This window comes from Polaromonas sp. P4_F4, from assembly GCF_056401355.1.
Genome location: NZ_JBFUJO010000061.1, coordinates 1 through 2501, shown reverse-complemented (window position 1 = coordinate 2501; position 2501 = coordinate 1). Strand labels below are relative to the sequence as shown.

Sequence of the window (2501 nt, the reverse complement as noted above, 5' to 3'; positions counted from 1 at the left end):
CATCTGCTTGAGCCGCTGGCCGAGTTCGTCCAGGTTGCGCGCCGCAACCTCCAGCTGCCTGGCGCTCGCCACGTTCTGCGTGCTCGCCTGCTTGATGCTCTCCATCGCGCCCGCCACCTGGTCAACGCCCACCAGCTGCTGCTGGCTCGACGCCGCAATCTGCGTGGCCGCCTGCGCCGCCTCCGTCACGTTGCCCGCCAGCGCCTGGATCGATTCGCCCGCCATTTCACTCTGCCGGCTCCCCGCCTCCACCGCCTTGCTGCCCTGCTCCGTCGCCAGCACCGCCGCGATCGTCGCTTTCTGGATGTCGCCCAGGATGGTGCGCACCTGGTTGGTCGCCTGGCGCGACTGCTCCGCCAGGCTCTTGACTTCCTGCGCCACCACGCCAAAGCCCTTGCCGTGCTCGCCCGCCCTGGCCGCCTCGATGGCTGCGTTGACGGCCAGCAGGTTGGACTGGGCGGCCAGGTCTTCCACGCTCGCCATGATCCGGCCGATGGCCTGACTCTGCTCGGACAGCCGCGTCATGCTGGCGGCAATTGCTTCCATCTGCTGGCGGATCCGGGTCATGCCGGCCCCCACATCCTCGGTGGACTTGCGCCCGTTCTGGGAGCTCTGTGCCGCCTTCTGCGCACTGTCGGACACCAGCTTGGCCTTCTGGGTGGCCACCTGCGCCGTTTGCCGAACCTCCTCCACCGTGGTGGTGGTCTCGCTCACCGCCGCGGCCGACTGGCTGGCGCTGGCGGCGAGCTGGGTGGTCGAGGCAACAATTTCGCTGGAGAAAGAGGAAAGCACATTCACTACTTCCTGTGTTTCCTGCATCAGCAGGCGAAGGTTCTCTTCCACCCGCTTGCGCTCGGTGACCTCGGCCTGCAAGACTGCGTTGCCCTGCCCCAGTTCGTCACGCGATACAGTTGTTGCCTTCAGCTTTTCCGTCATCTCGTCGAATGCGCGCGACAGACTCCCGATCTCGTCCTTCGCAGTGATGGCGAGCCGGTGATCCAGGTTGCCTGCACCGACGATTGCTATGCCTTCGCGCAGCTTCTCAAGCGGCCGGGTTATGCTTCCAAGCGCTAGAAACAGCGTGGCCGCGATGACAAACACCACGATGCCGCCGAACGTCACTACCGCGACGCTTGTCCGGTGCTGCGCATCCAGGACCCCCATCCGGCTTCGGTCGGAGAGACTGAGCGCGCCGGAAATCATGGCCTGCGCCTTGTTCATGATCTGGCCGGTCAACCGGCTCTCCAGATCCTTGAGTATCGTGCCTTTCCCCTTTTCGGGCTCCTTGTTTTGCTGGTTCGTGACGAGCTCGGTGAACAGGGCGTGAACGCCTTGATGTGTGTGACGGAGGTCGTCAATGATGGCGGCTTCCTCCTTGCCGGTGAATTCCACTGAGCTCGTGAGCAGCTTCGACAGCGATGCCTGCCTCAGTTCCCATTGGGCACGCACGCGATCCTCATGACCCGCCACATACTCCAGCGTGAGGTATCTGACGGAGGTGGCCGCATTGAGAATTTCGCCGGCCGTCTCGTTCTTGGTGAGCTCTTGCCTCATCTGCTGCGTTGCCGACAGCAGCACGGCGCCGATGACCGCAACGACTCCAATGGAGAATATTCCGGCAAGACTGAGTCTGGTTGAAATCTTCATTCTGGCGTCCTCAATGAATGATCGTCACTGCCGCCGACGACACTGCCTTCAATGCGTCGAGGGCAACGTGATTCAAGTAATTGGGCATGTCGGCCCCGTCTATCAGCTTGTTCCTGATCGCCCAGCGCGACTCGTCCTCCAACGCCAGCAGCAGGCTTTGATCGAGCGTGAGATTGAACCGGTATTGCGGCCATAGCGCCTTCAAATCCGCCACATTCATCTTCAAGGCCTCGGCAGCCAATTGACTCGCGGCATCCGGGCTGTCATTGCAGAACCGCCCGGCGTGGACTGCCAACACAAGCACGCTTGCCATCGCGTAATGCAAGGGCTTCTTGCTGAAAGATGTTCCTGGGCCCTCAGTCATTGCATAGCTCCCTGTTATGTCATTCATGTCATTTATGTCATTTGGAAATCAAGCCGTCTCCTACGTGCCGCATCTCTCTCCAGTCTTTACCGCTACGCTAGCCGCTGGAGCTTTTGACCCAACTGGTGCAGTTTGTACGCAGCGCTCTCGGCGCATTTCGTCCCGACAGTGCATTTCTATAACCAACAGCGTCCTTTTGCATGGGATTCCTCTTGCGCGCTCACACCTTGTAGCGCTTGGTCATCTGCTTGAGCCGCTGGCCGAGTTCGTCCAGGTTGCGCGCCGCAACCTCCAGCTGCCTGGCGCTCGCCACGTTCTGCGTGCTCGCCTGCTTGATGCTCTCCATCGCGCCCGCCACCTGGTCAACGCCCACCAGCTGCTGCTGGCTCGACGCCGCAATCTGCGTGGCCGCCTGCGCCGCCTCCGTCACGTTGCCCGCCAGCGCCTGGATCGATTCGCCCGCCATTTCACTCTGCCGGCTCCCCGCCTC

At 62.1% G+C, this 2501-nt stretch carries 2 protein-coding genes and 1 pseudogene; all 3 read right to left on the bottom strand.

Annotated elements, in window-relative coordinates; translation table 11 throughout:
- Positions 1–1647, bottom strand: a 1647-nt coding sequence (locus tag AC1DUR_RS25745) for a methyl-accepting chemotaxis protein (protein ID WP_477720920.1), incomplete at its 3' end; no start/stop codon positions are given.
- A gap of 10 nt (positions 1648–1657) precedes the next feature.
- Entirely contained in the window at positions 1658–2038 is a 381-nt protein-coding gene (locus AC1DUR_RS25740; RefSeq protein ID WP_477720919.1) for a hypothetical protein, read from the bottom strand.
- A 193-nt stretch (positions 2039–2231) separates the two neighbouring features.
- A pseudogene (locus AC1DUR_RS25735) lies at positions 2232–2501 on the bottom strand (chemotaxis protein); the annotation flags it as partial.